The 26,669-nt window shown below is 63.1% G+C and carries 29 protein-coding genes; 14 read left to right on the top strand and 15 right to left on the bottom strand.

The genetic code is table 11. The features are described 5' to 3' along the window. Positions 1 to 30: 30 nt before the first annotated feature. The gene (gene ydfZ / locus AB5Y70_RS08355; protein ID WP_010672483.1) at positions 31 to 228 is read right to left on the bottom strand and encodes a putative selenium delivery protein YdfZ; all 198 of its coding nucleotides are present in this window, start codon (positions 226 to 228) and stop codon (positions 31 to 33) included. A 290-nt stretch (positions 229 to 518) separates the two neighbouring features. Here ydfZ and AB5Y70_RS08350 point away from each other — a divergent pair, with 290 nt between their 5' ends. Beyond that, complete coding sequence (locus AB5Y70_RS08350; RefSeq protein ID WP_039039533.1) at positions 519 to 1,019, top strand: DUF1993 domain-containing protein; 501 nt, start codon at positions 519 to 521, stop codon at positions 1,017 to 1,019. Between the two features lie 60 nt (positions 1,020 to 1,079). Here AB5Y70_RS08350 and AB5Y70_RS08345 read toward each other — a convergent pair whose 3' ends face one another. Beyond that, on the bottom strand, positions 1,080 to 1,736 hold the full coding sequence (locus tag AB5Y70_RS08345; RefSeq protein ID WP_049636724.1) for a DUF3313 domain-containing protein: 657 nt from the start codon (positions 1,734 to 1,736) through the stop codon (positions 1,080 to 1,082). 127 nt (positions 1,737 to 1,863) lie between these two features. Next, a complete protein-coding gene (locus AB5Y70_RS08340; protein WP_049636723.1) occupies positions 1,864 to 2,307 on the bottom strand; it encodes an SRPBCC family protein in 444 nt (147 codons plus the stop codon). Between the two features lie 198 nt (positions 2,308 to 2,505). On the opposite strand from AB5Y70_RS08340, the gene AB5Y70_RS08335 reads away from it, so the two are divergent. After that, complete coding sequence (locus AB5Y70_RS08335; protein WP_041212148.1) at positions 2,506 to 3,171, top strand: chromophore lyase CpcT/CpeT; 666 nt, start codon at positions 2,506 to 2,508, stop codon at positions 3,169 to 3,171. A gap of 53 nt (positions 3,172 to 3,224) precedes the next feature. On the opposite strand, the gene AB5Y70_RS08330 is transcribed toward AB5Y70_RS08335, so the two are convergent. The 6 genes from AB5Y70_RS08330 to AB5Y70_RS08305 all read right to left on the bottom strand — a co-directional run bounded on the left by AB5Y70_RS08330 (position 3,225) and on the right by AB5Y70_RS08305 (position 8,415). After that, the gene (locus AB5Y70_RS08330; RefSeq protein WP_049636722.1) at positions 3,225 to 3,863 is read right to left on the bottom strand and encodes a LysE family translocator; all 639 of its coding nucleotides are present in this window, start codon (positions 3,861 to 3,863) and stop codon (positions 3,225 to 3,227) included. Between the two features lie 85 nt (positions 3,864 to 3,948). Continuing rightward, complete coding sequence (locus tag AB5Y70_RS08325; RefSeq protein WP_049636721.1) at positions 3,949 to 4,752, bottom strand: AraC family transcriptional regulator; 804 nt, start codon at positions 4,750 to 4,752, stop codon at positions 3,949 to 3,951. Positions 4,753 to 4,808: 56 nt separating this feature from the next. Beyond that, positions 4,809 to 5,705, bottom strand: coding sequence for an EamA family transporter RarD (rarD, locus tag AB5Y70_RS08320; protein WP_039039527.1), 897 nt, complete (start codon positions 5,703 to 5,705; stop codon positions 4,809 to 4,811). A 122-nt stretch (positions 5,706 to 5,827) separates the two neighbouring features. Next, on the bottom strand, positions 5,828 to 6,001 hold the full coding sequence (locus tag AB5Y70_RS08315; protein ID WP_010672491.1) for a hypothetical protein: 174 nt from the start codon (positions 5,999 to 6,001) through the stop codon (positions 5,828 to 5,830). A gap of 124 nt (positions 6,002 to 6,125) precedes the next feature. After that, entirely contained in the window at positions 6,126 to 7,622 is a 1,497-nt protein-coding gene (locus AB5Y70_RS08310; protein WP_041212149.1) for an aldehyde dehydrogenase, read from the bottom strand. Between the two features lie 250 nt (positions 7,623 to 7,872). Continuing rightward, entirely contained in the window at positions 7,873 to 8,415 is a 543-nt protein-coding gene (locus AB5Y70_RS08305; protein ID WP_010672493.1) for a cupin domain-containing protein, read from the bottom strand. A 171-nt stretch (positions 8,416 to 8,586) separates the two neighbouring features. Between AB5Y70_RS08305 and AB5Y70_RS08300 the strand changes: the two genes are divergently transcribed. The 6 genes from AB5Y70_RS08300 (at position 8,587) to AB5Y70_RS08275 (ending at position 15,075) form a co-directional block, all read left to right on the top strand. Next, complete coding sequence (locus tag AB5Y70_RS08300; RefSeq protein WP_045522440.1) at positions 8,587 to 9,915, top strand: aspartate aminotransferase family protein; 1,329 nt, start codon at positions 8,587 to 8,589, stop codon at positions 9,913 to 9,915. 98 nt (positions 9,916 to 10,013) lie between these two features. Beyond that, positions 10,014 to 11,510, top strand: coding sequence for a CoA-acylating methylmalonate-semialdehyde dehydrogenase (locus AB5Y70_RS08295; RefSeq protein WP_039039524.1), 1,497 nt, complete (start codon positions 10,014 to 10,016; stop codon positions 11,508 to 11,510). 83 nt (positions 11,511 to 11,593) lie between these two features. Then, entirely contained in the window at positions 11,594 to 12,322 is a 729-nt protein-coding gene (locus tag AB5Y70_RS08290; protein WP_010672496.1) for a glutamine amidotransferase, read from the top strand. Positions 12,323 to 12,475: 153 nt separating this feature from the next. Further along, on the top strand, positions 12,476 to 13,447 hold the full coding sequence (locus tag AB5Y70_RS08285) for a LysR substrate-binding domain-containing protein (RefSeq protein WP_041212153.1): 972 nt from the start codon (positions 12,476 to 12,478) through the stop codon (positions 13,445 to 13,447). Between the two features lie 60 nt (positions 13,448 to 13,507). Beyond that, positions 13,508 to 14,347: a PfkB family carbohydrate kinase gene (locus AB5Y70_RS08280; RefSeq protein ID WP_049636720.1), complete on the top strand. Its 840-nt coding sequence runs from the start codon at positions 13,508 to 13,510 to the stop codon at positions 14,345 to 14,347. 275 nt (positions 14,348 to 14,622) lie between these two features. Beyond that, positions 14,623 to 15,075 (top strand): Rrf2 family transcriptional regulator, encoded by a 453-nt coding sequence (locus AB5Y70_RS08275; protein WP_010672499.1) that lies wholly within the window; start codon positions 14,623 to 14,625, stop codon positions 15,073 to 15,075. 52 nt (positions 15,076 to 15,127) lie between these two features. Here the strand turns inward: AB5Y70_RS08275 and AB5Y70_RS08270 are convergent, their stop codons facing one another. Further along, positions 15,128 to 15,640 carry a ferredoxin-type protein NapF gene (locus AB5Y70_RS08270; RefSeq protein WP_010672500.1) on the bottom strand — a complete coding sequence of 171 codons (513 nt, stop codon included), beginning with the start codon at positions 15,638 to 15,640 and terminating at the stop codon, positions 15,128 to 15,130. Between the two features lie 137 nt (positions 15,641 to 15,777). On the opposite strand from AB5Y70_RS08270, the gene AB5Y70_RS08265 reads away from it, so the two are divergent. Together AB5Y70_RS08265 and rmuC are read left to right on the top strand one after the other, a co-directional pair. Beyond that, entirely contained in the window at positions 15,778 to 15,993 is a 216-nt protein-coding gene (locus AB5Y70_RS08265) for a hypothetical protein (protein WP_010672501.1), read from the top strand. Next, positions 15,990 to 17,321, top strand: coding sequence for a DNA recombination protein RmuC (gene rmuC / locus AB5Y70_RS08260; protein ID WP_049636719.1), 1,332 nt, complete (start codon positions 15,990 to 15,992; stop codon positions 17,319 to 17,321). Before AB5Y70_RS08265 ends, rmuC begins: the two co-directional genes overlap by 4 nt. Before the next feature lie 82 nt (positions 17,322 to 17,403). On the opposite strand, the gene AB5Y70_RS08255 is transcribed toward rmuC, so the two are convergent. The 5 genes from AB5Y70_RS08255 to def form a co-directional block, all read right to left on the bottom strand. Then, the gene (locus tag AB5Y70_RS08255; protein WP_010672503.1) at positions 17,404 to 18,846 is read right to left on the bottom strand and encodes a TrkH family potassium uptake protein; all 1,443 of its coding nucleotides are present in this window, start codon (positions 18,844 to 18,846) and stop codon (positions 17,404 to 17,406) included. A 93-nt stretch (positions 18,847 to 18,939) separates the two neighbouring features. Then, positions 18,940 to 20,316 (bottom strand): Trk system potassium transporter TrkA, encoded by a 1,377-nt coding sequence (gene trkA / locus AB5Y70_RS08250; RefSeq protein ID WP_049636718.1) that lies wholly within the window; start codon positions 20,314 to 20,316, stop codon positions 18,940 to 18,942. Positions 20,317 to 20,390: 74 nt separating this feature from the next. Next, positions 20,391 to 21,683 carry a 16S rRNA (cytosine(967)-C(5))-methyltransferase RsmB gene (rsmB, locus tag AB5Y70_RS08245; RefSeq protein WP_010672505.1) on the bottom strand — a complete coding sequence of 431 codons (1,293 nt, stop codon included), beginning with the start codon at positions 21,681 to 21,683 and terminating at the stop codon, positions 20,391 to 20,393. Positions 21,684 to 21,743: 60 nt separating this feature from the next. Then, entirely contained in the window at positions 21,744 to 22,688 is a 945-nt protein-coding gene (fmt, locus tag AB5Y70_RS08240; protein WP_043153554.1) for a methionyl-tRNA formyltransferase, read from the bottom strand. Between the two features lie 12 nt (positions 22,689 to 22,700). After that, entirely contained in the window at positions 22,701 to 23,213 is a 513-nt protein-coding gene (gene def, locus AB5Y70_RS08235; protein ID WP_010672507.1) for a peptide deformylase, read from the bottom strand. A gap of 108 nt (positions 23,214 to 23,321) precedes the next feature. Here def and AB5Y70_RS08230 point away from each other — a divergent pair, with 108 nt between their 5' ends. The 4 genes from AB5Y70_RS08230 to AB5Y70_RS08215 are packed head-to-tail and all read left to right on the top strand — an operon-like array spanning position 23,322 to position 26,606. Then, positions 23,322 to 24,410 carry a LysM peptidoglycan-binding domain-containing protein gene (locus AB5Y70_RS08230; RefSeq protein WP_010672508.1) on the top strand — a complete coding sequence of 363 codons (1,089 nt, stop codon included), beginning with the start codon at positions 23,322 to 23,324 and terminating at the stop codon, positions 24,408 to 24,410. A gap of 1 nt (position 24,411) precedes the next feature. After that, positions 24,412 to 25,527 (top strand): DNA-processing protein DprA, encoded by a 1,116-nt coding sequence (gene dprA / locus AB5Y70_RS08225; protein ID WP_043153552.1) that lies wholly within the window; start codon positions 24,412 to 24,414, stop codon positions 25,525 to 25,527. Further along, positions 25,520 to 25,993 (top strand): DUF494 family protein, encoded by a 474-nt coding sequence (locus AB5Y70_RS08220; RefSeq protein ID WP_010672510.1) that lies wholly within the window; start codon positions 25,520 to 25,522, stop codon positions 25,991 to 25,993. Before dprA ends, AB5Y70_RS08220 begins: the two co-directional genes overlap by 8 nt. Positions 25,994 to 26,048: 55 nt before the next feature. Next, positions 26,049 to 26,606 (top strand): type I DNA topoisomerase, encoded by a 558-nt coding sequence (locus AB5Y70_RS08215; protein ID WP_049636717.1) that lies wholly within the window; start codon positions 26,049 to 26,051, stop codon positions 26,604 to 26,606. The last annotated feature ends 63 nt before the right edge of the window (positions 26,607 to 26,669 follow it).

The following is a 26,669-nucleotide window of genomic DNA, read 5'->3' as shown; positions in this document are numbered from 1 at the left end:
TTGTAAAGAGTAGGGTGACGGAAAACGGGATCAGCCTAGTCTAATCAACTCGATGGGGGCGTAGCGCTCCTGGCTGTTCGTCAGCAGCACGCACTTCTCATGTTCCGCCTCATAGGGGGTCAGGTTGTCGGTGTGCGCCTCCTTGAGGGTGTCGACTGCGCCGGTGGCGGCAATCATCACCCGTTGGCCCAGGGTCAGCACATTGCGGTTTCGATCGTAGATCTTCATGGCATTCTCCTTGTGGGATGGGTGCCTCGGCCCGTGCCGGGGCAACGGGCTCCAGACTACGCCCCTCGAAAAACGAGATGCCTGTCACAGATCAAAAAAGGGGGAAAGAGGGACGCGGTGCGGCGACGGGGTATGGCGCTCTGGTCTCGCTGCCCGCCGGTGATCGCCACCGCCTGTCGCAGGGCAGGGAGGACGCCCCCGCTTTTCATCCCCTCGGGCTCGAACTGCAAGGGGGATGCGCTATAGTGGAGCCGCTCGTTTTACTGCCTTCAACCAACCGAGAGTGCATTATGAATCGTGATATCGCAGCCCAGTTCATCAAGATGCTGACCAACCTGGACCAGTGTCTGGCCAAGGCCGAGGCCCACGCCGAGGCAAAGAAATTCAACGTGGACAACTTCTTCAATGAGCGCCTCATCGTCGACATGCTGCCCCTGAGCAAGCAGGTGCTGATCTGCTGTGACAGCGCCCGCGCCGTGGTGGCCACCGCCAGCCTGAGCGAGCCGCCGGTGCTGGGGGATGATCCCAAGACCATGGCGGATCTGCGCGCCCACGTGGCCAAGACCATCGCCTACCTGCAAGGCAAGCTGGAGGCGGATTTCAGCCAGTACGCGAGCGGCCACTACTACCCCTACTGGGCCGGTGGCAAGGGGATGGACGGCCACAGCTGCGTCCACGAGTACGGCATCCCGAACTTCTACTTCCACCTCACCATGACCTATGCCCTGCTGCGCCAGGCCGGGGTGGATCTGGGCAAGCGGGATTACCTGGGTGGTCTGAACCTGCAATAAACCGCGCTTCAGCGACGACAAAGCCTGCCCCCTGGCAGGCTTTGTCGTTTTCGGCCCGGCTCAGCGCCCCAGGTTGTCGGCCAGTTGTTTGGCGCGACTTGCGGCCCACTGATCGATCATCTTCTCCATCTCCTCGGCGGTGATGGGGGAATCCTTGTGGGTGGTGTCCGGGCTCTCGCGAGCGTCCATCACCCGCACCAGCAGCTTGCCGCTCTGGGCGTCGAGCAACTGGGCCATGCTGCCCACCCTGAGCAGATAGGGCTCCTTGCCTATTACCTCGCGGGTGACGTTGATGGCGATCTTGGCGGGCAGCAGATCCCGCAGCTTGGGGTCGGGGTGGGTCAGGTCGAAGTTGGTGATGGCCGCCTGCACCCGCATCACGCCGGGACCGGGTTCGGTAGCCATCTTGACGCCCTGGCTCATCAGCTCCCGCTGGAAGGTGGCGTGGTAGTAGCGGCCTATCTCGTTCTGCTCGTTGGCGGTCAGCAGATACCACTGGCCGTTCTCCTGGCGGATGAACTGCAAGGGATCGAGCAGCACCTGATGGTACTGGCGCAGATCCACGCCGGGCTCCTTGTAGATACGCTGGTTGGGGTTGCTTTCACTCTGCTGGAAGGCCGTGAGCGGGATCGCCTGCAGGCTGTGGGTGACCTGGTTCTTCACGGCGCACCCGCCCAGCAGGGCGGCAGCCATGGTCATCATCAAGACTCGTTTCATGGGGGCTCCTGGCGGTGGATGGTCGCTGCAAGGACGCAGCCCGCCCTGCCCACAGAGATACCTGATCAGGCCCCTCTCTCACAAGGGGTATCTGTGCGGGGGCCACCGGGGGTGCCCCCGTGTCGGGTCACTCGGCGGGGATCTCGGGCTCCACCAGGGTGGCGAGCTGCATCAGGGACTCCTGCCAGCCGAGGTAGCACATCTCCACCGGGATGACCGCCGGAATACCCGCCTGTTCGATGGCGAGATCGGTGCCGCACAGCACCTGGGTGAGGGTGATGGTGACCTGCATCTCCCCCGGCAGGTTGGGGTCGTCGAAGCGGTCGGTGTAGCGGATGCGCTTGCCCGGCTCCAGCGCGAGATACTCGCCGCCGAAGGCGTGGGTGTGGCCGCTGGCGAAGTGGGTGAACGACATCCTGAACTGGCCGCCGACCCTGGCATCCAGCGCCGCCACCTTGCAGGTGAAGCCATGGGGGCGCAGCCATTTGGCCAGGGCGTCCGGCTCGATAAAGGCCTGGTATACCCGCTGTGGCGGGGCCTTGAGTACGCGGTGCAGGGTGACTGTGTTCATGGGGGACTCCTCTTGGCGGCAACAGGGACGGGTCGCAGCAAGGATAGCCGTCATCCCCGTGGCCTGCGGGGGTGCGTCGCCTCCTTTCGCCTGCAGAGAGGATTTTTCGTTTTCTCTTCAAGGAGTTGATCAAGATAGAGGTTATTGTCACCGTTCGCTCATATAATCGCCGCCATGCAAGCGACTCGGAAGGATTCGATGACACAGCTGATGGCGGCCCTGCTGGGGCTGTTTTACGCCAGCCTGATCTGGGCGGCGCCCGTCCCCTTCGTGACGGCCCCCGGCCCCCATGCCACGCAGGGGAGGCTGGAGCCCCTGCTCTCCTGGTTCTCGGGGGAGTTTTCCAGCCAGGAGCAGGCCACTTTCGATGCCCGCTTCACCAGCGCCGAGCTGCGGCTGGTGGAGATCTGGCCCGGGGAGGGCCCCTTCCGCTGGGTCTATGCGGAGCAGTTTCTGACCGAACGGGCGCAGCGACCGTTTCGCCAGCGCATCTACCGCTTCTCCTCCCTGCCCGATGGCCGCATCCTGATGGCCGAACTGACCATGCCGAGGGCCACGGATTTTGCCGGCGCCTGGCGTCGGCCCGAGCTGCTCGACTCCCTCACCCCGCAGCAACTCTCCCTGCGCGAAGGGTGCGAGATCTGGCTGACCCGCCAGCCGGGCGGGGAGTACAAGGGACAGACCCGGGTCGGGCATTGCGCCACCGATTTTGGCGGTGCCACCACCCTGGTGCAGTACCTCTGGATCGGCCCGGACAGCGTCCGGCTGCTGGACAGGGCCTATGACAACGGCGCCCATCAGCGCTGGGGCAGCCCGGGGGAGGGTTACGTCTACCTGCGCAAGGGGATGCGGCGCGGGGAGTAGTCGCGCCGTCCGTCAGGGCCCCTCTCTGCTTGCCGCCAACAAGGACGTGCCGGTCAGGCTGCTGGCCAGTGCCCCTGCAGATCCACCAGGATGGAGAGGCTGACCGCGCCAAACAGCAGGCCCGTTATCAGGTTGAGCGGGCGCTGGATGCGGCCGAGCAGGTGCTGGGCGCGGGGAGTGGAGAGGCTCCAGGCCAGGGCGCTGAACCAGACGAGGGAGAGCAGGAACAGCTCCAGGATCAGCAATCCCCGGGTCAGGCCATCCACCTGGGGCGTCACCATGGCGGCCAGCAGTCCCATGAAGAACAGCATCGCCTTGGGGTTGAGCAGATTGGTGGCCAGCCCGCTCTTCACCCCCTTGCGCCAGCCCGGCCGCTCGCCTCCGGCGCGCAGCGCCAGATCCCCGCTTCCCTGCCAGGCCGCTTTCAGCGCCCCCCAGCCCAGCCAGCCCAGATAGATGGCACCCACCAGTTTCACGGCGAGAAAGAGCCAGGGCTGGCTTGCGATCAGCAGGCTGATGCCGGTCAGGCTCAGGGTGGCGTGGAGCAGGATGGCGAGGGCGATGCCAAGGGCCGCTCCGAGGGCGGTGGGCCTGTGCAGGCTGGTGCGCAGGATGAGTGCGAAATCCGGGCCCGGGCTCGCCAGGGCGACGAGGTGGACGAGACCCAGGGTCAGAAACAGGCTGGTGAACATAAAAGACCTCCGACAGCGGTATGGAGGTGACAGCATGGGGCAGGACGGGGGACGGGAGATTGTAAAAGATTGCAGCGGCGACGATTCAGGCGGGCAGCATCTGCTGGCGATACTCCGCCGGGGTGAGCCCGAAGGCCTGACGAAAACCGTGGTGGAAGTGGCTCTGATCGAAGAAGCCCACCGCCAGTGCCACTTCGCTCACCGGCAGACCGCTGCCGAGCAGGCGCTTGCCCTGTTCGAGGCGCAGCCGCTTGAGCCAGGCATAGGGGGTCATGCCGGTCTTCTTCTTGAACTGACGCAGGAAGGCGAAGCGATCCAGCCCGAACAGGGCGGCCAGGTCCTCCAGGGTGTGGCGCTCGTCCAGCCGGGCCAGCAGATGGTCGCGCAGGAACCTGAGCTGGGGATCCGCCAGGGCGTGGCGCTCGGGGGCGAGCCGGAACAGTTCGCCCAGCAGGGCCAGCAACTGGCTCTCCGCCAGCAGGCCGTCGGGGGAAGGGCCGTCCAGGTGCATGTGCAGGCGGGCAAAGCCCTGATAGAGGTCGGGGCGGCTCTGCAATCCCTGGTGGAAAAAGGGCTCGGGGTGTTCCGGCAGCCAGCGGGCCAGCTGCTCGGGGGCGATGGAGAAGACCCGCACCTCGTACCCTTCCGGCAGCAGGCTGAGGCCGTCGTGCATTTCGTCCGGGTTGACGGTGGAGAGTTCGCCGCGCACCAGGTTGTGGCTGTTCCCCTTGTGGATGAACTTCTGGCCGCCCCGCTGCACCAGACCGATGTGGTAGTCCAGATGCACGTGGCGGCCATAGCTGAACTCCCTGTGGTGGGAGTGGGAGAGTTCAACCCCCGGCAGCAGCCGGGATTGCCAGTAGTGGATGCGGGATTGGGGTGCGTTCATCCCCTATTGATACCCCGAAAGCGGCCCCTTGGCTTGTAGATTATTGCGCCGGCGCCTCAGCCGACCTCCTGGCGCCGCTTGCCGCTGCGCAGGCCATCCAGGCTGAACAGCACCAGGGCGCTCCAGATGCAGCCAAAGGTGATCATCTTGTCCAGCGCCAGCGCCTCGCCATACAGGGTCACCGCCAGGATGAACATCAGGCTGGGGCCTATGTACTGGAAGAAGCCCAGGGTGGAGAGCTTGAGCCGGGTGGCCGCCGCGGTGAAGCAGAGCAGGGGGGCCGTGGTGACGGCGCCCGCGGCGATGAGCAGCAGGTTCAGGTGCCAGTCATTCTGGGTGAGGTGGCTGGTGGGGCTGTCGGCGATGCCCCACAGATAGAAGGCGGCCGGCGGCAGCATGATCAGGGTCTCGATGAGCAGGCCGGTGAGGGCGTCCAGGGCCAGCTTCTTGCGAATGAGGCCGTAGATGGCGAAGCTCGAGGCCAGCACCAGGGCTATCCAGGGCAGGGAGCCGAAGGCGATGAGCTGGACGGCAACACCGACAAAGGCGAGCCCCACCGCCCACCACTGCAGGCGGCGCAGCTTCTCGCTCAGAAACACCATGCCGAGCAGCACGTTGAACAGGGGGTTGATGTAGTAGCCCAGGCTCGCATCCAGCATGTGGCCGTTGTTGATGGCCCAGATGAACAGCAGCCAGTTGCCGCCGACGGTGACGGAGGTGAAGGCCAGGGTGAGCAGCACCTTGGGCTGGCGCAGCACCGCCTGCACCTTGTGCCACTGGCGTCCGAGCAGCACCAGCACCATCAACAGAGCGCAGGACCAGATCATGCGGTGGGTCAGGATCTCGGCGGCCGGCACGGCGGAGAGGGACTTGAAGTAGATGGGTGCCAGGCCCCAAAGGGTGTAGGCGCCGAGGGCATAGAGGACGCCCTGGCGCTGGATCTGTTGTTGCATGCGGATAACCTTCACTGGAGTGCGGATGTCGGGAAACATCGCAAAAAGTCAGTGTAGCGATCCTTCTGCAGGGAAAGAAGACAATAAATGGGTCTGACGGGATTTTAACAGCAGGAGCGACTTCAGCGACCGCCCCCGCGGCGGATCTTCTCCACGTCCATCAGCAGCCACAGCATGAGGGCGATGGCGGAGATCCAGGGGCCCCAGGTGACATAGGCTTCCCCCTGACCCAGCACGAAGAACAGCAGCGGCAGTCCCACCACCAGAAACAGTACACTTCCCAGAAAAAACAGCATTTTTATCTTTAAATTTAATGGCTTGCTATTTGACGATTATATCGATTGAGCGAGGGGATAAAAGAGTAAAAATGAGAAAGGGGGATTTCTCCCCCTGTTTTGTTGATAAGCGTCATTTATGACGTTATTCGAGCTGGATCCAGGTGCTTTTCAGCTCGGTGTACTTCTCCAGGGCGTGCAGGGACTTGTCGCGCCCGTTGCCGGACTGCTTGAAGCCGCCAAACGGCATGGTCATGTCGCCGCCATCCCAGTTGTTGACGAAGACGGTGCCGGCGCGCAGGGCGCGCGACCCCTTCACCGCCTGGTTGAGATCCGCCGTCCAGATAGCGGCCGCCAGGCCGTAGTCGGTGTCGTTGCCAAGGGCGATGGCCTCTTCCAGGGTGTCGAAGCCGGTCACCGCCAGCACGGGGCCGAAGATCTCCTCGCGGAAGATGCGCATCGTCGGGGTCACGTCGTCAAAGATGGTGGGCTCGATATAGTAGCCGCCCTCCTCGGGCTGGGTGCGCTTGCCTCCCAGCAGCAGCTTGGCGCCCTCCTGCTGGCCGATGGCGATGTAGTTGAGGACCTGCTCCATCTGGATGTGGTCCACCATGGCGCCGATGCGGGTGGTGGGGTCGAGCGGGTTGGCCGAGATCCATTCGCGGGCGTGGGCCAGCAGCCGCTCCATGAACTGGGGCTTGATGCTGTTTTGCACCAGCAGGCGGGAGGCGGCGGTGCACACTTCCCCCTGGTTGTAGAAGATGGCGCCGACGGCGCTTCTGGCGGCGGCGTCCAGATCCGGTGCATCCGCCAGCACGATGTTGGGACTCTTGCCGCCGCACTCCATAAAGGCGCGTTTCAGATTGGATTTCCCGGAGCACTGCACCAGATGCTTGCCGATCTTGGTGGAGCCGGTGAAGGTGATGCAGTCGACGTCCATGTGCATGGCCAGCGCCTCGCCCACGGTGTGACCAAAGCCCGGCAGCACGTTGAACACGCCGTCGGGGATGCCCGCCTCCTTCGCCAGACCCGCGATGCGCAAGGCGGTGAGGGGGGATTTCTCGGAGGGTTTGAGGATCACCGAGTTACCGGTGGCGAGCGCCGGGCCCAGCTTCCAGCAGGCCATCACCAGGGGGAAGTTCCAGGGCACGATGGCAGCCACGACACCGAGGGGCTCGCGGGTCACCAGGGCCAGGGCGGACTCTTCCACCGGGGCGACCTGATCGTAGATCTTGTCTATCGCCTCGGCGTTCCAGGCGATGCAGTTCGCGGCGGCGGGGGCGTCATACCCCATGGCGTCGCCGATGGGCTTGCCCATATCCAGGGACTCCAGCAGTGCCAGCTCCACCAGGTTCAGGCGCATCAGCTCGGCGAAGCGCTGCATGATGAGCTTGCGCTGCTTGGGAGAGAGGCCGCACCAGCGCTTGTCGTCGAAGGCGGCACGGGCCGCCTTGACCGCCAGCTCGGCATCGGCGGCGTCGCAGGAGGCGACCTTGGTCAGCAGTTGGCCGTTGGCCGGATTGATGCAATCGAAGGTGGCGCCGTTGACGGCATCCCGGTAGGTGCCGTCGATAAAGGCTTGCGAGGGCAGGGTCAGATGGGCGGCCTTGTGTTGCCACTGGGCCAGGGTCAGGTCACTCATGTTCACTCCTTGAACCGGCAGAAAGTCAGTCTCCGCGTATCAATATGCTAAACATCCTGCCGCTTGTAAATCCATCTTGTAACAATTCATTAAACACTGACCCCGAACAACCCGGGCCAACGGCGGGTCAAACCGGGGGCCCTGGCCTGTGGTGTCGGGGGTCGCGCGGCGGGGCGGGAGCCCGTGTCGCTGGCCTGATCCCTGGGCCGGGCAGGGGGGATCCCGGCGGGCTGTTCCGGGAGAAGGCCCGTCAGAAGCTGGCGGGCGTGTTGGCGGAGATCAGCACGCACTCCTGATCCCCCACGTTGCGAAAACGGTGGGGAGTGCGGCTGTCGAAGTAGTAGCCATCCCCCGGTGCCAGCAGGTGAACCTGCTCGCCTACCGTGACTTCCACCTGACCCCGGATGACGATGCCGCACTCTTCCCCTTCGTGACTCAGCATGTCGTCACCGGTGTCGGCGCCCGGGGGCAGTATCTCCTGCATCATGCCGATGGCGCGGTTGGCGCGGCTGTGACCCACCAGACGGTAGCTGATGGGGTGGGTGCCGAGATCCGGCATGTCGTCCGCACGGAAGATCACCTCGGAATCCATCTCCGTCTCGTCGGTGAAGAAGCTGGCCAATGACATGGGGATGCCTTCCAGCACCTTGCGCAGGGAGGCCACCGAGGGGCTCACCTGATTTTTCTCGATCTGGGAGATAAAGCCGTTGGTCACACCGGAGCGTTTTGCCAGCTCGCGCTGGGAGAGGGCCGCCTTGGTGCGAACCGCCTTGAGGCGGTGACCGATATCCATCGATAGACACTCCTTGACTGTTTACTATTATTAAAATTGTGTTAAATATCTTATACCACCCCTGAGGGGTGACACCAAGCCGGGCGATAAAAGCCCTTTTTTATGGATTCAGGTGTTTAATTTAATAGGCATGAGCCGGGTGTTACTAAACGCCTTAAGGATGAGGTGACCATGAAACCTGTCAGCGACATCAATACCCCCGACATGTCCGCATTCTGGATGCCGTTCACCGCCAACCAGCAATTCAAGGCGGCGCCGCGCATCCTGAAGTCGGCAGAGGGGATGTATTATCACTCAGAGGATGGCCGCAAGATACTGGATGGCACTGCCGGACTCTGGTGTTGCAACGCAGGCCATGGTCGGCGCGAGATCGCCGAGGCGGTCTCCCAGCAGATCTCCCACCTCGATTTTGCCCCCACCTTCCAGATGGGCCACCCCCTGCCGTTCGAGCTGGCCAACCGGCTGGTGGAGATCGCCCCCAAGGGATTCGGTCACGTCTTTTATACCAACTCCGGATCGGAGTCCGTGGACACCGCGCTCAAGATTGCGCTGGCCTGGCAGCGGGCTCGCGGCCAGGGGACCCGTACCCGGCTCATCGGCCGCGAGCGCGGCTACCACGGGGTGGGTTTTGGCGGCATCTCGGTGGGGGGCATTCCCGGCAACCGCAAGTGGTTCGGCTCCCTGCTGACCGGGGTGGATCATCTGCCCCACACCCTCAACATAGGGAAAAATGCGTTCACTAAGGGATTGCCAGCAGAAGACCTCACCCTGGCCGATGAACTGGAGAAGATTGTCTTCCTGCACGACGCCAGCAACATCGCGGCGGTCATCGTCGAGCCCATCGCCGGCAGCACCGGGGTCATCATGCCCCCCAAGGGCTATCTCAAGCGGCTGCGGGAGATCTGTACCAAACACGGCATCCTGCTGATTTTTGACGAGGTGATCACCGGTTTCGGCCGCCTCGGCTCCCCCTTCGCCGCCCAGGAGTTCGACGTCATCCCCGACATGATCACCTGCGCCAAGGGGCTCACCAACGGCGCCATCCCCATGGGGGCCGTGCTGGTGCAAAACCATATCTATGACGACATGATGGCGGCGGGCAAGGGGGCCATCGAGCTGTTCCACGGCTACACCTACTCCGGCCACCCGGTGGCGGCGGCGGCGGGTCTGGCCACCCTCGAGATCTACCGGAGCGAAAATCTGCTGACCCGGGCAGCCGAGCTGGCGGGCTACTGGGAGGAGGCTGCCCATTCCCTCAAGGGCTGCAAGCACGTGAAGGACGTGCGCAACTACGGCCTGGTGGCGGGCATTGAGCTCGAATCCATGCCCGATGCACCGGGCAAGCGGGCCTACGAGGTGTTCGTGCGCTGTTTCGAGAAGGGGGCGCTTATCCGGGTGACCGGCGACATCATCGCCCTGTCGCCTCCCCTCATCATCGAGCGCAGCCAGATAGACGATCTCTTCACCCTGCTGCAGGACGCCCTGCAGGCCCAGGACTGACCCCCACATCACACAGGATGGCGCTCGTCCCGGGCGTCATCCCCCTGTGCTGCCCCGGCGCGGCGAGGGGAGGACGGATGACCCATCACGGAGGATTTATGAGTTACAGGATCGACAACTTCATCGACGGCGAGACGACCGAGAGTCGCAGCGAGCGTTTCGGTGCCATCTTCAATCCGGCCACCGGCCAGCAGCAGGGCTCCGTCGTTCTCAGCACGGCCGATGAGTGTGCCGAGGCGATTGCCTGCGCCGAGCGCGCCTTTGGGGAGTGGTCCCAGACCCCGCCGCTGGTGCGGGCCCGGGTGCTGTTTCGCTTCAAGGAGCTGATGGAGCAGCACAGGGACGAGCTGGCCCAGCTCATCAGCCGCGAGCACGGCAAGGTCTTCTCCGACGCCCAGGGGGAGCTGACCCGGGGGCTGGAGGTGGTGGAGTTTGCCTGCGGCATTCCCCACCTGCTCAAGGGGGAGCACTCTCTCAACGTGGGCCGCGGGGTGGACAGTCACTCCATGATGCAGCCGGTGGGGGTCTGCGCCGGCATCACCCCGTTCAACTTCCCTGCCATGGTGCCGCTCTGGATGTTCCCGGTGGCCTTGGCCTGCGGCAACACCTTCATCCTCAAGCCCTCGGAGAAGGATCCGTCCCTCTCTCTGCGCATGGCCGAACTGCTCAAGCAGGCGGGCCTGCCGGACGGGGTGCTCAACGTGGTCAACGGCGACAAGGAGGTGGTGGACGTGCTGCTGACCGACCCGAGGGTCGGTGCCGTGTCGTTTGTCGGCTCCACCCCCATCGCCCAGTACATCTATGCCACCGCCTCGGCTCACGGCAAGCGGGTGCAGGCCCTGGGCGGCGCCAAGAACCACATGGTGGTCATGCCGGATGCCAATCTGGATCAGGCGGTTTCCGCCCTGATGGGGGCCGCCTATGGCGCGGCGGGCGAGCGTTGCATGGCGATCTCGGTGGCCGTGGTGGTGGGTGACGAGACCGCCGATGCCCTGGTGGCGAAGCTCTCGCCCCTGGTGGCGGCCCTTCGGGTCGGCCCCGGTCTCGGTCAGAGTCCGGAGAACGAGATGGGGCCCCTCATCAGCCGGGAACACCTGGCCAAGGTGCGCGGCTACGTGGATCAGGGAGTGGCCGAGGGGGCCGAGCTGGTGGTGGATGGCCGGGGCCTGAGCCATGGCGAGGGCTACTTCATCGGGGGCAGCCTGTTCGATCGGGTCGGCCCCGAGATGCGCATCTACCGGGAGGAGATCTTCGGCCCCGTGCTCGCCATCGTGCGGGCCCCGGACTACGAGACGGCCCTGCGCCTCATCAACGAACACGAGTACGGCAATGGCACCGCCATCTTCACCGGTGACGGAGATACCGCAAGGGACTTCACCACGCGGGTTCAGGTCGGTATGGTAGGGGTGAACGTTCCCATTCCGGTGCCCATGGCGTTTCACAGCTTCGGTGGCTGGAAACGGTCCATCTTCGGGCCGCTCAACATGCACGGGCCGGATGGGGTGCGCTTCTACACCCGGATGAAGACGGTGACCGCCCGCTGGCCCCAGAGCCTGCGCGCCGGCGCCGAGTTCTCCATGCCGACCATGAAGTGAGCCCCCGGCTCGCTGCCATGGCTTTAATCTCTTGCCCCCGCAGGCCGCCGGTCTGCGGGGGCGCTTCTGTCAAGGAGTAACAGATGCGACTGGGTATTCTCGATTGTGACCGGCTGGACCCCGATTTGGTGGGGGATTTTGGTCCCGTTTACTCCGAGATGTTTATCAAGGGTTTCCGGGCGTTGGCCCCCGAGCTGGAATTTCGGGTCTGGTCCGCCCTCGACGGCGATCTGCCCCCGGATCTGACCGAATGCGATGCCTGGCTCATCACCGGCTCGCGCCACGATGCCTACAGCGACATCCCCTGGATCCTGGCGCTGCGCGACTGGATCCGCCGGGCCCACGATGCCAACGTCAAGCTGGCCGGGGTCTGCTTCGGCCACCAGGTGATCGCCCAGGCGCTGGGAGGGGAGGTAATGAAGTCCACCAAGGGGTGGGGGCTGGGGGTGTCGGTCCATGCCATGCAGACGACAAAACCCTGGATGGCGCCGGGTCTGGACACCATCCGCATCCTGGCAAGCCACCAGGATCAGGTGGAGCAGCTTCCGCCGGGGGCGACCCTGCTCGCGGGCAACGACTTCTGCCCCAACTTCATGTTCCTGCAGGGGGATCACATCGTCGCCATCCAGGGGCACCCGGAATTCTCGGTGGCGTACAACCGGGCCCTGATCGAGCGGCGACGGGACAGGCTGCCCGATGCACATTACCAGAGCAGTCTCTCTTCCCTGGAAGGGGAGGTGGATTCCGCCACCATGATGCAGTGGCTGCTGCAGTTCCTCGGCATCCTGCCGATCGGGGCCGACGCGCGCTGAACCCCGTTTGTCATATCCACCGCGCTGATGCTAGATTTTGTAGCAAAATGAAGGATCAAGCGGCGATATGCCCAGTCCGGATGATACACTGGCCGCCATTTTTGGCGGCCTAGTCCATCGACGAGCGCCGCGTCAGTCTGTGAGGGGGCAACCTTGAAACTACAGCAGTTGAAGTATCTGATCGCGGTGCGGGACCACAATCTCAACGTCTCCGTTGCCTCCGATGCGCTCTATACCAGCCAGCCTGGGGTGAGCAAGCAGATCGGCTTGCTGGAGAGCGAGCTGGGGGTGCGCATCTTCGAGCGCCGCGGCAAGCACCTGCACCGGATCACCCCGGTGGGGGAGGAGATCATCAAGTGTGCCGAGGCCATGCTCAATATCGAGAGCAAGATCAAGGCCATCTCCCGGGAGTACCTGGATCCGACCGTGGGCACCCTCAACATCCACACCACCCACACCATCGCCCGCTACCTGCTGCCGAAAAGCGTCACCTACTTCACCAAAAAGTACCCCAAGATCTCGTTCCACCTGCATCCTGTGATGTCCGCCACCAAGGAACAGATCAGCAAGGGATACTCGGATTTTTCCATCGTGGCCCACGAGATAGGCTTCGACAAGGAGCTGATCGCGCTGCCCGCCTACCTCTGGACCCTCTCCCTGGTGGTGCCCCAGGAGCACCCCCTGGCCAAGGTGAAGAAGCCGACCCTAGAGCAGCTCTGCCAGTATCCCATCCTGAGCTACGAGAGCGGCGCCACCGGGCGTCAGGTGCAGGACAGGGTGTTCCAGGCGGCCGGCCTCACTCCCAACTACTACATGACGGTGATGGATGCCGGCGTCATCAAGCGCTACGTGGAGCTGGGCTTTGGCATCGGCATCATCTCCTCCCTGGTTGCCAACGATAGCGATGCCCCCGGCCTCGTGGCCATCAATCTGGAGCACCTGTTCGAGCCTTGCCCGGCCCAGATCTGCTTCAGCAAGAGCATCCTCTTGCAGAACTACATGTATGACTTCATCAGCTCTTTCTCCCCCCATCTCACCAAGGAGATGATCCAGAACGTGATGCAGCAGCCGACCCAGGCGCGCATCGACGAGCTGCTGTCAGGGGTGGAGCTGCCCGTCTACTGATCCCGCTTCCGTTTCTGTGCCGGCACCCCGGGGTGTCGGCCTCCTCCCGCCGAGGTTTCCATGTCCCGCATCCTGCTGCTCGCCAATCTCAACTGTGATCATGTGCTCTCCCTGGCCGAACCCCTGGTGGCGGGGGCGCGGCTGCAATACGTGGATCAGGGGCGCAGGCTCGGCGGCGGCGCCGCCAATACCGGCATCGGATTGGTGTGGGCGGGGCACGAGGTGATCATCGCCTCCCGGGTCGGGCTGGACGACACCGGTGACTGGCTGCTGGAGCAGGCGGCCTCATACGGCCTGGATTGCAGCCATGTGGAACGCTTTGGCGGCGAGACCGGCGAGCTGCTGGTGCTGGTGGACGCCACCGGTGAGCGCACCATTCTCAGGCGCCCACGTCGTCCGGATCTGCCGGGGGATCTGCCGACCGAAGGGGTGGATTGCCTCTATGTGAACTATCCGGGCACCGCCATCGTGGGCTACATGCGCCAGATGCTCGCCAAGAGTTTCGTAGTGGCCCAGTATCCCAAGGGGGGGCAGGCCCGCCGCCCCTGCCACGTGCTGGTGGCCTCCCGCTCCGATCTCGGCGAGGTGAGCGACCTCTGGCAGCATGCCCGCCAGCTCGCAGGGGAGCAGCTTGAATGGCTGGTGCTGACCGAGGGCAAGGCGGGCGCCGTGGCCATTCACGGGGAGGAGCAGGTCAGGGTGGCGGCGCGACCGGTCTCCGTGGTGGATACCACGGGGGCGGGGGATGCCTTCGCGGGCGGTCTCATCCACGGTCTTGCGCGGGGCATGGCCATGGCCGATGCGCTGCAGTGCGCCGTGGACTGGGGCGCTTTCGCGGTGGCCTCCGAGAGCTCCATCCCCTCCCAGGCGCTGCGCAACTGGCTGAAGCAGCCCCACTGAACTCGCCGGACAACGGCTCCGGCGATGGTAGAAGAGGTGGGGATTTGTCGACGGAAACCGCCAAAACCCCTCGCTGAGGCGGCAAGTTTGCGATCAATCAAAGAAAGTGTCGATTTATGTACATCTTCGTCGACACCCGCCCGGGCTGCTCTTACCCTTGTGACTTCACGACTCGGTCGAAGAAGCCCATCCCGTGCGCACGCATGTGCAGACCCCCTCTTTGGCCACCGGCTGTCGTCCTGATTTCTGGCTTGTAGTAAGAGGCAAGTGCGACCATGCAACTGACACGATTTACCGACTACGCCCTGCGTACCCTGACCTTCCTGGCCATCCAGCCCGGTGATCGCCTGTCGACCATCACGGAAGTGGCCGACACCTTCGCCATCTCCCGCAATCACGTGGTCAAGATAGTGCATCAGCTCGGCATCAAGGGTTACATCGAGACGGTGCGTGGCAAGCATGGGGGCATCCGCCTCGGCCGTGCCGCCGTCTCCATCAACCTGCGCGATGTGGTGATGGACATGGAGCACGTGCTCTGCCCGGTGGACTGCAAGCGCGAAAACTGCCGTCTCTCCGGGGGCTGCCGCATCCAGGGCATTCTACGCCGCGCCATGCACGCCTTCCTGGAGGTGCTGGGGGAGTACACTTTGGCGGATGCGGTGCGGGATCCCACTCGTCTGTGCCACCTTCTCGGCATAGAGCAGGATAATATCCTGACCATGGCATGATGCCACGGTGAATGACAGAGGGGCCTGCGGGCCCCTCTGTCATTGCCAGCGGTCAGAGCTGGGGCACAAGGGTGATGGCTCCGTGCAGGCAGGCGAGGCCGCAAGCGCCGCAGCCATCGCAGGCGGCCATGTTGACGGTCACTCCCTCGCTGCCGACCTTGATCGCCTGCTGGGGGCAGGCATCTTCGCACAGCAGGCAATAGTAGCCCTGACGGGCTTGGCAGCTCGCCTCTATCCTGACCCGGGTCTGCACCTGACGGCCGAGGCAGAGATCCAGTGCGCCCGTGGGGCAGGCTCTGGCGCAGCTGCCGCAATAGCTGCACTGGCCACAGGCGAGATCCAGCACTGGGGTACCGGCGATGGGGCTGCCGTCATATTCGGGGCGATCGGCGGGCTTGATGAGGCCGTTGGGACACGCCTTGAAGCAGTCGCCACAACGGGTGCAGAGGGTGAGGAACTGGGACTCGTCGATGGCCCAGGGCGGGCGTGCCTCATGGCAGACCACCTCGGGTCTGCGGGGGCTCCCCCATGCGTGTGCCAGCCAGCGACAGAAAAAATGCGTCATGCCCACCTCTATACCTATTAGGGGTTAATTTTATCCAGTTTTAGGCCGGCAAGCCAGAGAATAGCGGCGGGCAGGATCGCAAGCCGGGTTGCCCTTGTGTAAGCTAGGCGGGTCTTTTTGCGGGATTGAATGAACTCATGTGGCTATTTCTGTGGCGTGCTTCTCTGCTCTATGTCTTCCCCCTGCTGATGTGGGCTTACTGCCATCTCAAGGGTATCGAGTTCAGTGAACTGGATACCGGGGTCAACAGCCACAAGTGGGTGGTGCTGGCGGCCTACCTGCTCTATGTGCTGATTTGGTTGCTGCTCAACCGCTATCTCGAACTCTTCCTGCGCCAGCGGGGGCGCAGATGACCCCGCTGCTGACCTGGTGGCCTGCCATGCTGGCTGGCGGGCTGGCGCTGCTGTTCGGCTGGTGGTGGGGGCGGCGCAGCGGCCGTGAAGAGGCGCTGCTGCTGGAGGAGCGTCATCAGGGGTTGCAGGACCGCTGGGACGCGCTGCAGGACGAGAAGATGCTGGCTCAGCAGAAGCTGGATCAGCAGCAGACCCTGCTGCTCAAGCTCACCGCCCGCCTCAAGGAGGCCGAGGCGACTCTGCGCAGCGAGCGCATCGCCAGCGCCGAGAAGCTGCAGTTGCAGCAAGAGGCTGAGCAGCGCCTCAGTCAGCAGTTCGAGAACCTCGCCAATCGTATCTTTGAACAAAATGCTGGAAACTTCCGCGAACTGAATCAGAACAGCATGGATCTCCTGCTGACTCCACTCAAAGAGCAGTTGGAGGGCTTTCGCCGCCAGGTGGGAGAGACCCACGCCCAGGAGACGGCCCAGCGCCACAACCTCAAGTTCGAGCTGGAGCGCCTTGCCGAGCTCAACGCCCGCATGACCGAAGAGGCGGCGGCGCTGACCCGGGCCCTCAAGGGCGACAGCAAGCAGCAGGGCAACTGGGGGGAGGTGGTGCTGGCGCGGATCCTCTCCGAGTGCGGCCTGCGCGAGGGGCATGAGTACCACACCCAGGTCAACATCGAGGTGGACAAGGGCAAGCGCTACCAACCCGACGTCATCGTCCACCTGCCCCAGGAGAAGGACATCATCATCGACGCCAAGGTGTCGCTGACCGCCTATGAGCGCTGGTACAACGCCGCTGACGATCTGGAGAAGGCGGTGGCGCTCAAGGAGCACGTCGCCTCGGTGCGCAACCATATCCGCGAGCTGGGCCGCAAGGATTACCAGCAGTTGCCCGGGGTGCGCACCCTGGACTATGTGCTGATGTTCGTGGCGGTGGAGCCTGCCTTCCTCGCTGCCCTGGAAGCGGACCCTTCCCTGGTGCGCTACGGGCTGGAACACAACATCCTGCTGGTGAGCCCTACCAACCTGATGGTGGCGCTGCGCACCATAGAGAACCTGTGGCGCTACGAGCGGCAGAACCAGAACTCGCGCCAGATAGCGGAGCGGGCCGGCCGCCTCTACGAGAAGCTGCGGCTGTTCGTGGAGGAGATGCAGCAGATGGGGGGCAGCTTGCACAAGGCGCAGGAGAGCTACGACAAGGCGATGGGCCGCCTGGTCAACGGTCGTGGCAACCTGATCGCCCAGGCCGAGCGCTTTCGCGAGCTGGGGGTCGAGGTGACCAAGCCCTTGCCGGACGCGCTGGTGGACAGGGCGCTGGAGCGGGAGGAGTCGGCGGACTGAGGGGAATCGTCATTCGCCGGGACAACGAAAAGGGCAGCCATTGGCTGCCCTTTTCGTTTCATGCAACAGCCTGGACGGCTGCTTATTGCTTCCAGAAGGAGGGGAAGAAGAGTACCGCCACCGTCAGGATCTCGAGGCGTCCCAGCAGCATGCCGAACGACAGTATCCACTTGGCCGCATCCGGCAGACTGGCGAAGTTGGTGCTGGGACCGATGACAGGCCCCATGCCCGGGCCCACGTTGGCGACGGCGGTGATGGAGCCCGAGATGGCGGTCAGGGGGTCCAGCCCGATAGCGGCGAGCAGGGCGGCGATCAGCAGGATGATGGCGAAGTAGACCAGCACGAAGGAGATCAGGGAGCGGATGATGGCGTCGTTGACCGGACGGCCGTTGTACTTCTGGGGAAACACGGCGGAGGGGTGCATCAGCTGGCGCATCTGTTTCTTGAACAGGGCGAAGGCCACCTGGACCCGAAAGATCTTGAGCCCGCCCGAGGTGGAGCCGGAGCAGGCGCCGAGTGCCAGCAGGATGATGAAGATAATGGTGGTGAGCGGGCCCCAGGTGCCGAAGTCGCCGAGTCCGAAACCCGTGGTGGTAAGCACGGAGACGATATTGAAGCTGCTGATGCGCAAGGCATCCATGAAGCCGTAGATGTCTCTCACCCAGAGATAGAAGGTGACGACCAGGGTCACCCAGACGATCAGCCAGAAGAAGCCCTGCACCTGGGCATCCTTGAACAGGCTGTTGTCACGGCGGGAGAGAGCCTGCACATAGAGCAGGAAGGGCAGGCCACCGAGGAACATGAAGAGGGTGCCTATCCAGTGCGCCGCGTGGGAGAAGTGGGACATGGATTGATCGGAGGTGGAGTAGCCGCCGGTGCTGAGGGTCGTCATGGCGTGGTTGACCGCTTCGAACAGGTTCATGCCACTCACCCAGTAGGCGAGGAAGCAGAGCATGGAGAGTACCAGATAGACCAGCACTATGTTGTTGGCCACCGTTTTGGCGCGGGGGGCGCTCTTGTCGGACCAATCGGAGCTCTCGGTCTGGAACAGCTTCATGCCACCGACGTTGAGGTAGGGCAGCACCGCCACCGCCATCACGATGAAGCCGACCCCGCCCAGCCACTGCAGGATGGATCGCCACAGCAGGATGCTGTGGGCCATGCCGTCGAGCCCCGACAGCACGGTGGATCCCGTGGTGGTGACCCCCGACATGGTCTCGAAGTAGGCGTCGGCAAAGTCGATATGGGTGATGAAGACGAAGGGCAGGGCCCCGAAGACGCAAGCGACCACCCAGACCGAGGTGGTGAGCAGGAACATTTCCCGCACGCCGAGGTGAAACTCTGCCTTGCGACCGTAATGGAGGCAGAGCAGGGCGGCACCATGGGTGATCAAGACCGACTTGAGAAATTCGACGAAACCTTCCGAACCGGTCAGCAGGGCCAGCAGGGTGGGCAGCCACATGAAGAGCGCCAGCTTGGAGAGCACCAGCCCGAGCGTGAAGACGATGGGATGCAGCTTGATCATGCAAGAAAACCTGGTCGTTGATTGAAAAAAGACCCGGACCTTTCCTGAGAAAAGGGGCCGGGTCCGGATACCGTTGCCAGAGACATGGCCGGCTTACAGGAAGAAGGGACTGGGCTGGAACAGACGCTCCACTTCCGGGATGTACTTCTTGTCCACCAGGAACATCACCACGTGGTCATCCTGCTGTATCTGGGTACGATCGTGGGCGATCAGCACCTCATCACCGCGCACCACTGCGCCTATGGTGGTGCCCGGGGGCAGCTTGAGATCGCCCACTGTCTTGCCCACCACCTTGGAGGTGTTCTCGTCCCCGTGGGCGATCGCCTCGATGGCTTCGGCCGCCCCGCGGCGCAGGCTGTAGACGTTGGCGATGTCGGCACGGCGCACATGGGTCAGCAGGGCCGAGATGGTGGCCTGCTGGGGGGAAATGGCGATGTCGATGGAGCCGCCCTGTACCAGGTCCACGTAGGCGCCGCGCTGGATCAGGACCATGGTCTTCTTGGCCCCCATCTTCTTGGCGAGCAGGGCCGACATGATGTTGGCCTCATCCTCGTTGGTGACCGCGATGAAGACGTCGATCTGGTCGATGTGCTCCTCCGCCAGCAGCTCCTGATCCGCCGCATCGCCGCAGAAGACGATGGTGTGTTCCAGGTGTTCTGAGAGCTGCTCCGCCCGCTTCTGGTTGCGCTCGATGAGCTTGACGCTGTAGCGCTTCTCTAGCTGGCGGGCAAGGCCGGCGCCTATGTTGCCGCCGCCGACGATCATGATGCGCCGGTAGGGGCTCTCGAGGCGTTGCAGCTCCGACATCACGGCGCGGATATGGCCCGCCGCGGCCACGAAGAACACCTCGTCATCGGCTTCGATGATGGTGGTGCCCTGGGGGCGGATGGAGCGCCCCTGGCGGAAGATGGCGGCGACCCGGGTTTCGATGTTGGGCATGTGTTCCCGCAGGGTGGAGAGCGCATTGCCCACCAGGGGGCCGCCGTAATAGGCCTTGACCGCCACCAGGCCCACCTTGCCGTCGGCAAAATCCACCACCTGCAACGCCCCCGGATACTCGATCAGGCGACGCACGTAGTCAGTCACCAGCTGCTCGGGGGCGATCAGGTGATCCACGGGGACGGATTCGGGCAGGAACAGGCGATCCCGCTCCACCAGATAGGCGGGAGACCGAATGCGCGCCACCTTGTTCGGGGTGTTGAACAGGGAGTAGGCGACCTGGCAGGCGACCATGTTGGTCTCGTCGCTGTTGGTGACGGCGACCAGCATGTCGGCATCCTGGGCGCCGGCTTCGCGCAGCACCCTGGGATGGGCGCCGTGGCCATTCACCACCCGCAGGTCGAATTTGTCCTGCAGTTCGCGCAGGCGCTCGCTATCGGTGTCGACGATGGTGATGTCGTTGTTCTCGCCGGCGAGATTCTCAGCCAGGGTGCCACCCACCTGACCTGCGCCCAGAATGATGATTTTCATAAGGCCATCTTACTCAAGGTTGTTGCTTCGTAATGAGGCGGCCCGTCACCGGGCCTGCCATCCGCCGGTTCGGCCTACAGCTTGATGAGCTTGGCATAGTAGAAGCCGTCCATCTCCGCCTCGCCGGGCAGGAACTGGCGACCCGGACAGGCCGGGGTGTCTTCTGCATGCAACGGCACCAGGCGGGCATCCGGGGTATCGGCCAGGAAGGCGCGGATCTGCTCCCGGTTCTCTTCCGGCAACACGGAGCAGGTGGCGTAGAGCAGGGTGCCGCCCTGCTTCAGCTTGCCCCAGAGGGCATCGAGAATGCGGCGTTGCAGCTCGGCCAGCTCGCGGATGTCTTGATCCCGGCGCAACCACTTGATGTCGGGGTGACGACGGATGACGCCGGTGGCGGAGCAGGGGGCATCCAGCAGGATGCGGTCGAACTGCCCCTGTGGCCACCACAGATCCGGCGTGCTGGCATCACCGTGGATCACTTGGGCCTGAAGGCCGATGCGATCCAGGTTCTCCTGCACCCGCTTGAGGCGGTTGTCGTCGGCGTCGACGGCAACCACGCCGGCAAGGGCCGGCTGGCGTTCCAGCAGGTGGGCGGTTTTGCCGCCGGGGGCGGCGCAGGCGTCCAGCACCCACTCTCCCGGCTGGGGATCGAGCAGGGCGGCGGCCTGCTGGGCGGCACCGTCCTGCACCGAGCAGTCACCCTGCTCGAAGCCGGGCAGCTTTGTCACGTCGCAGGGGCGCTCCAGCAGGATGCAATCTTCCCCTTCCACACCGGCCATGGCCGGGATGCCCGCCTCGCTCATGCGGGCCAGCATGGCCTCGCGGCTCTGGCGCTGGCTGTTGTTGCGGATCCACATGGGCGGGCGCTGGTTGTTGGCCTCCATGATGAACTCCCAGTCATCGGGATAGGCCTGACGCAGGCGCTTGGTGAGCCATTCGGGGTGGCCGAGGCGGACGCTGGGGACGCGGTCGATGCGCAGCAGGATCACTTCGGCGCTGCGCTGGAAGTTGCGCAGTACGCCGTTGATGAGGCCGCGCAGGGAAGAACCCTTGAGCAGCTTGACGGCGTTGACGGTCTCGGCCACGGCGGCGTGAGCCGGAATGCGGGTATAGATGAGCTGGTAGAGGCCGACCAGGATGAGGTAGTGGAAGATGCGGCTCTTGTTCTTGAGCGGCTTGTCCATCATCTCGCTGACCGCCGCATCGAGGCGGGGCAGCCAGCGCAGGGTGCCGTAGCAGAGTTCTTGCAGGAGGGCGCGATCGCGAGGGGCGACCTTCTCCTGGGCAGCAGGCAGAACGGCGGAGAGAGATTGGCCCTGATCCAGCACCTGTTGAATGACGAGAGCAGCCTGTGCGCGTGTTTTCATAGCGTTACCTTAGATGCACAAGTCGGGGCCAGGGCCCCGCTTGTGTCAATTCAATCCAGATCAAATCAGTTGCGTGCCAGGTTCAAACCAGTCGCGGCGAGAGTTGAGCAGATCCGAAACGGACATGGCCTTCTTGCCGGGAGGTTGCAGGGTCAGCAGGCGCAGCACCCCCTGACCGGTGGCAACCTCGATCCCCTGCTTGTCGGCCTTGAGCAGGGTGCCGGCTGCCTGGCCGTGATCCTGTGCGACGACCTCGGCCTGCCACACCTTGACGGTCTGTCCGGCGACGTCGAACCAGCTGATGGGCCAGGGGTTGAAGGCTCGGATGCAGCGTTCGATGGCAACGGCGTCCATCGACCAGTCGATGCGGGCCTCTTCCTTGGAGAGCTTCTCGGCGTAGTTGGCCAGCGCATCGTCCTGGGGCTCGGCAGCGGTATCGCCGGCAGCCATGGCGTCCAGGGTATCGACCAGTGCCTGCGGGCCCAGACCGGCCAGCTTGTCATAGAGGCTGGCAGAGGTCTCATCACTGGCGATGGGGCAGATTACCTTGCGGATCATGGCGCCGGTATCCAGCCCCACATCCATCTGCATGATGGTGACGCCGGTTTCGGCATCCCCCGCCCAGATGGAGCGTTGAATCGGGGCGGCACCACGCCAGCGTGGCAGCAGGGAGCCGTGCACGTTGATGCAGCCCAGACGCGGCGTATCGAGCACCGCTTTGGGGAGGATGAGGCCATAAGCCACGACGACCATCAGGTCGGCACCCAGAGCGGCCAGTTCGGCCTGCGCCGCTTCATTGCGCAGGGAGGCAGGTTGATAGACCGGCAGATCGTGGGCCAGCGCCAGTTCCTTGACCGGGCTGGCAGTGAGCTTCTGGCCGCGACCGGCGGGCTTGTCCGGCTGGGTATAAACGGCGACGACCTCGTGGCCGGAAGACAACAACGCCGCCAGATGACGGGCGGCGAAGTCGGGGGTACCGGCAAAAATCAGTTTCAGCTTGTTCAATGGAGCGGATCCTCAGAGGACTTTGCGATCTTCACGGGCCATCTTTTCCAGCTTCTGACGAATGCGCTGGCGCTTGAGCGGGGACAAGTAATCCACAAACAGCTTGCCGACCAGATGATCCATCTCATGTTGTATGCAGATGGCGAGCAGATCGTCCGCTTCCAGCTCGAAGGTGTTGCCGTGGCGATCTTGCGCCCTGACCTTGACCCACTCGGCGCGCGGAACCAGAGCACGGTTGCCGGGCACGGAGAGGCAGCCCTCTTCGATGCCGGTGCTGCCGGACTGCTCCAAGATCTCCGGGTTGATCAACACCAGCTGTTCTTCGCGGTTCTCGGAGACATCGATGACGATGATGCGCTGATGAATGTCGACCTGGGTCGCGGCCAGGCCGATGCCTTCCTCCGCGTACATGGTTTCGAACATATCATCTACAATGTGTTGTAACTCGGGTGTAAAGGCTTCGACAGGGGCCGCGACTGTGCGCAGACGCTCATCGGGGAAACGCAATACATCTAGAATGGCCATAATTTTTTCTTTAGTTTCATATAAACGCAGTCAATATTGACGTAATTCTAGTCATTTACGCCGACAAAAAACAGCAACACTTTGCGTGCAGAAGTAACAGGGAGTGTTATGTATCTGAAGCAAATCGTCGTCGCCTGCCTGGCGACAGCCCTGGCCGGTGGCGCCATGGCACAGCAGTTGACGCTCAAATCCGGTTACCCCGAGACTTATGTGGTGCAAAAAGGGGACACCCTCTGGGACATCTCGGGCCAGTATCTGGCCGAACCCTGGCTCTGGCCACGCCTCTGGAACATCAATCCGCAGATCGCCAATCCCCACTGGATCTATCCCGGTGACGTGCTGCACCTGAGCTGGGTCAATGGTGAGCCTCGGCTCGGCAAAGCCAGTCAGGGGGGCAAGCAGGTCATCCGTCTCTCGCCCAAGAACCGCTATGAAAACAAGGCTAATCCCATACCAACCTTGCCTCTGAGCGAGATAGCGCCCTTCCTGCAGACCGACCACATTCTGGCCAACAGCCAGCAGAGCAAGGACCTGCCCTATGTGCTCGGCAACAATGACAAGCATGTCGGGATGCTGGAGGGCGACATTCTCTATGTGAAAGGAGCCCTGAACCCGGGCCAGAGTTATGGCCTCTATCGCCCGGGGGTGGCATACAAGGACAAGCATACCGGCGAGTCGCTCGGTCAGGAGGCAATTTTTGTCGGCACGGTGCGGGCAGAGGAGTACCTTGCCCACGACACCACCAAAGTGACGCTGACCCATAACCGGCGTGAGGTGTATCAGGGCGACAAGGTGATGCCGCTGCCGTCGCAGGAGAGCATCTCTGCCGTGTTCATGCCAAAGGCGGCACCCTCCATTTCCCCCGGCTATGTGATCGAGCTGCCGAGTAAGGTACATGGTGGGGGCAAATTTGATGTGGTACTCATCAACAAGGGGGGGCGTGATCAGGTGGCCCCGGGCGATGTGCTCGAGATCCTGCGCCCGGGAGCCGAGATGGTGGACAAGAATGGCAAGGTGTCATACCGGGAATATTCATCCGTTTATGACAAGGCGTTCTATTCTGCCGGCAAGTCATCGCTGCCTGCCGAGGCCGTTGCCAGAGTCATGCTGTTCAAGGTCTACGACAAATTGAGTTACGGTCTTATCCTGCAGAGTCAGGATCTGGTCGGCTCTGGCTATCAGGTCAGTAATTTCTGACGTGTCCTTGCCACTGGAGCGGTTGTCGCTATGGCTGACGCTGGATGCCGTTACAGGCATAGGCCCGGTCACCGCCGCTCGCCTGCTGGCTCATGTGGGTGGTGACATCACAACTCTGTTTGACTCAGATGATGGCGCCCTGCGAGTTCTTGGTCTGCAGAGTGCCCAGATTCAGCAGATGAGATGGCCTCTTCCTGTCGTGGAGCAGGGATTGAGCTGGGCCGCCGAGCCCGGCAATCACCTCCTCTGTCCCGATGACCCCGCATATCCTGCCCTGCTCAAAGAGATCCCCGGCGCCCCGCTCTTGCTCTACTGCCGCGGGAACGTCTCATCCCTCTCCCTGCCACAGTTGGCGATGGTGGGTACCCGCCACCCCACCTATGCCGGCAAAGACAATGCGACACGCTTGTGTGCCGAGTTGGTGGGCTGTGGTCTGGCGATCACCTCCGGCCTCGCGTTGGGCATCGATGGCGTCTGCCATCAGCAGGCGCTGGCATCGGGCGGAATCACCCTGGCGGTGCTGGGATCCGGTCTGGATTGTCTCTACCCCAAGCGTCATCAGGGGTTGGCGATGCAAATCCTCGAGCAGGAAGGCCTGCTTGTTTCCGAGTTGGCGCCCCAGCAAGGCCCCCTGGCTGAACACTTCCCTCGCCGCAACCGTATCATCAGTGGCCTGTCGCTGGGGACACTGGTGGTGGAAGCGGCAGAACAGAGTGGTTCGCTCATCACGGCCCGTTATGCGCTGGAGCAGGGCCGCGAGGTCTTTGCCGTTCCCGGCGCTCCGCAAAATGCACAGGCAGCAGGGTGCAACCGTCTGCTTCAACAGGGTGCCAAGCTGGTCTTGAATGCCGCCGATATCCTGGAAGAGTTTCCAAGGCTGGTCTTGTCCCCTGGACCTGCCAACGGTTCTTCCGAGGCGCAGCATAATAGCGAATTGCCTTATGCCGATTTGTTGGATAACGTAGATTATGAGACCACGAGCGTGGATACCGTTGCCGAACGGGCCCGGCTTCCTGTCGATGTCGTACTGGGCAGGTTGGTAGAGCTGGAGCTGGTTGGTGCAGTGATGGCGGTAGCCGGTGGATACGTCAGAGCGAGGAGGGCGAATCATGTTTGATGTATTGATGTACCTTTTCGAGACCTACATCCACAGCGATGCAGATGTGATGGTCGAGCAGGATGAACTCACCGACGAACTGAGCCGGGCCGGTTTCGACAAGGACGAGATCGAGAAAGCGCTCAACTGGCTGGAGCGACTGGCCAACCTGCACGACAGCGAGCGGGAAGTCTATGTCACCGCAAGCCAGCAGGGCTCTATGCGGATCTATGCGCCGCAGGAGCTGGTTCGCCTCAGTACTGAATGTCGCGGTTTCCTGCTGTTCCTAGAGCAGGCGCAAGTGCTGAATGCCGAAACCCGTGAAATCTGCATCGAACGGTTGCTCGAGCTGGACAAGCCGGACATCGAGCTGGACGATCTGAAGTGGGTCGTCATGATGGTGCTGTTCAATGTGCCAGGCAGTGAAAACGCCTACCAGCAGATGGAAGAGCTGGTGTTTGACGAGTCGGACGGCGTCATCCACTGACAGCCCGGTGCCGCGCTGGTAGAATTCAGGCCATCTGGATTTCAAGGCGCGGCCCATGTCAAAGATCGATCACCACCTCTTCTCTGCCCACGAACATGCCTTCGAGCGCGAGCCGTGCCCGCAGTGTGGTGCTGAACTGGTGATCCGCCAGGGCAAGCACGGTCCCTTCCTTGGTTGTTCAGCCTATCCCGCTTGCGATTACATTCGCTCCCTCACCCCCTCTGGCCGCGATATAGAGAAAGTGCTCGAGGGGTCGTCCTGTCCGGATTGTGGCCATCCACTGGCCATCAAGAAGGGTCGTTACGGTCTGTTTGTGGGATGTACCCAGTACCCGGCCTGTCAGCATATCGAATCCCTTCAGGAGAGTGACGATACCCAAATCCTCTGCCCGGAGTGTGGCAAAGGTCATCTGGTGAGCCGCACGTCCCGTTATGGCAAACAGTTCTACTCGTGTGACGCCTATCCTAACTGCAAGTATGTGGTGAATGACAAGCCGGTTCCCATGCCCTGTCCCGAGTGTGGCTGGGGCATCATGATCGAGAAGAAGGTGCGGGGAAACCTGCGCTGGGTCTGCCCGCAAAAGAAATGCTCCCACCAGATTGAGCGGGTATAATCTCGCCGCCCATGATCAGGCAGGCGGATTGCTGGTCAGCGTGAGGTTGTGAGCCGATGCACA

This window comes from Aeromonas sp. s1(2024) (assembly GCF_040908005.1).
GTDB lineage: Bacteria > Pseudomonadota > Gammaproteobacteria > Enterobacterales > Aeromonadaceae > Aeromonas > Aeromonas caviae.
The sequence above is the reverse complement of the archived record's forward strand: the minus strand, read 5'-3'. Positions and strand labels throughout refer to the sequence as shown.

Excerpts from the sequence above, each read along its gene's own strand:
- AB5Y70_RS08350 (WP_039039533.1), top strand. The coding sequence starts at position 519 with ATGAATCGTGATATCGCAGCCCAGTTCATCAAGATGCTGACCAACCTG.
- AB5Y70_RS08265 (WP_010672501.1), top strand. The coding sequence starts at position 15,778 with ATGTGGCTATTTCTGTGGCGTGCTTCTCTGCTCTATGTCTTCCCCCTG.
- AB5Y70_RS08220 (WP_010672510.1), top strand. The coding sequence starts at position 25,520 with ATGTTTGATGTATTGATGTACCTTTTCGAGACCTACATCCACAGCGAT.
- AB5Y70_RS08340 (WP_049636723.1), bottom strand. The coding sequence starts at position 2,307 with ATGAACACAGTCACCCTGCACCGCGTACTCAAGGCCCCGCCACAGCGG.
- AB5Y70_RS08345 (WP_049636724.1), bottom strand. The coding sequence starts at position 1,736 with ATGAAACGAGTCTTGATGATGACCATGGCTGCCGCCCTGCTGGGCGGG.
- AB5Y70_RS08305 (WP_010672493.1), bottom strand. The coding sequence starts at position 8,415 with ATGGATATCGGTCACCGCCTCAAGGCGGTTCGCACCAAGGCGGCCCTC.
- AB5Y70_RS08330 (WP_049636722.1), bottom strand. The coding sequence starts at position 3,863 with ATGTTCACCAGCCTGTTTCTGACCCTGGGTCTCGTCCACCTCGTCGCC.
- ydfZ (WP_010672483.1), bottom strand. The coding sequence starts at position 228 with ATGAAGATCTACGATCGAAACCGCAATGTGCTGACCCTGGGCCAACGG.
- AB5Y70_RS08310 (WP_041212149.1), bottom strand. The coding sequence starts at position 7,622 with ATGAGTGACCTGACCCTGGCCCAGTGGCAACACAAGGCCGCCCATCTG.
- AB5Y70_RS08315 (WP_010672491.1), bottom strand. The coding sequence starts at position 6,001 with ATGCTGTTTTTTCTGGGAAGTGTACTGTTTCTGGTGGTGGGACTGCCG.
- AB5Y70_RS08230 (WP_010672508.1), top strand. The coding sequence starts at position 23,322 with ATGTATCTGAAGCAAATCGTCGTCGCCTGCCTGGCGACAGCCCTGGCC.
- rarD (WP_039039527.1), bottom strand. The coding sequence starts at position 5,705 with ATGCAACAACAGATCCAGCGCCAGGGCGTCCTCTATGCCCTCGGCGCC.
- AB5Y70_RS08215 (WP_049636717.1), top strand. The coding sequence starts at position 26,049 with ATGTCAAAGATCGATCACCACCTCTTCTCTGCCCACGAACATGCCTTC.
- AB5Y70_RS08290 (WP_010672496.1), top strand. The coding sequence starts at position 11,594 with ATGCGACTGGGTATTCTCGATTGTGACCGGCTGGACCCCGATTTGGTG.
- AB5Y70_RS08300 (WP_045522440.1), top strand. The coding sequence starts at position 8,587 with ATGAAACCTGTCAGCGACATCAATACCCCCGACATGTCCGCATTCTGG.
- AB5Y70_RS08270 (WP_010672500.1), bottom strand. The coding sequence starts at position 15,640 with ATGACGCATTTTTTCTGTCGCTGGCTGGCACACGCATGGGGGAGCCCC.
- AB5Y70_RS08335 (WP_041212148.1), top strand. The coding sequence starts at position 2,506 with ATGACACAGCTGATGGCGGCCCTGCTGGGGCTGTTTTACGCCAGCCTG.
- rmuC (WP_049636719.1), top strand. The coding sequence starts at position 15,990 with ATGACCCCGCTGCTGACCTGGTGGCCTGCCATGCTGGCTGGCGGGCTG.
- trkA (WP_049636718.1), bottom strand. The coding sequence starts at position 20,316 with ATGAAAATCATCATTCTGGGCGCAGGTCAGGTGGGTGGCACCCTGGCT.
- rsmB (WP_010672505.1), bottom strand. The coding sequence starts at position 21,683 with ATGAAAACACGCGCACAGGCTGCTCTCGTCATTCAACAGGTGCTGGAT.
- AB5Y70_RS08255 (WP_010672503.1), bottom strand. The coding sequence starts at position 18,846 with ATGATCAAGCTGCATCCCATCGTCTTCACGCTCGGGCTGGTGCTCTCC.
- AB5Y70_RS08280 (WP_049636720.1), top strand. The coding sequence starts at position 13,508 with ATGTCCCGCATCCTGCTGCTCGCCAATCTCAACTGTGATCATGTGCTC.
- AB5Y70_RS08325 (WP_049636721.1), bottom strand. The coding sequence starts at position 4,752 with ATGAACGCACCCCAATCCCGCATCCACTACTGGCAATCCCGGCTGCTG.
- def (WP_010672507.1), bottom strand. The coding sequence starts at position 23,213 with ATGGCCATTCTAGATGTATTGCGTTTCCCCGATGAGCGTCTGCGCACA.
- AB5Y70_RS08295 (WP_039039524.1), top strand. The coding sequence starts at position 10,014 with ATGAGTTACAGGATCGACAACTTCATCGACGGCGAGACGACCGAGAGT.
- AB5Y70_RS08275 (WP_010672499.1), top strand. The coding sequence starts at position 14,623 with ATGCAACTGACACGATTTACCGACTACGCCCTGCGTACCCTGACCTTC.